1 protein-coding gene is annotated in these 248 nt (G+C 57.7%); it reads right to left on the bottom strand.

What is annotated here, in order from left to right; all coding sequences use genetic code 11:
• Window positions 1-144, bottom strand: a 144-nt coding sequence (locus M8006_RS18050) for a transposase (protein WP_250084616.1), incomplete at its 3' end; no start/stop codon positions are given.
• Window positions 145-248 lie beyond the last annotated feature (104 nt).

Below are 248 nucleotides of genomic sequence, written 5' to 3'. Positions count from 1 at the left end.
GCCATTGCCCCGGAAGGCCTGCCCGTCATCCTCCGCGTGCTCTTTGATCCATCGGCCCAGTAGATTGGCCCTTATCCCCAGGCTGCGCGCGGCCTCTGCCTTTGTGTAACCTTGCTCCAGCACTAGGGCGTGTTGACGTTTGATCGAAGATGATTTGGCAGGATAGGGGCAAGCTCGCAGAATAGAGGTTCTCACGCCAACAAACTGCGAGCTTGCGATGCCCCGACAAATGCTCACGGATGAACACT

It is taken from the genome of Halomonas llamarensis (assembly GCF_023555005.1).
In the GTDB taxonomy this organism is placed as follows: domain Bacteria; phylum Pseudomonadota; class Gammaproteobacteria; order Pseudomonadales; family Halomonadaceae; genus Vreelandella; species Vreelandella llamarensis.
This window is presented reverse-complemented; position numbering and strand designations above follow the sequence as displayed.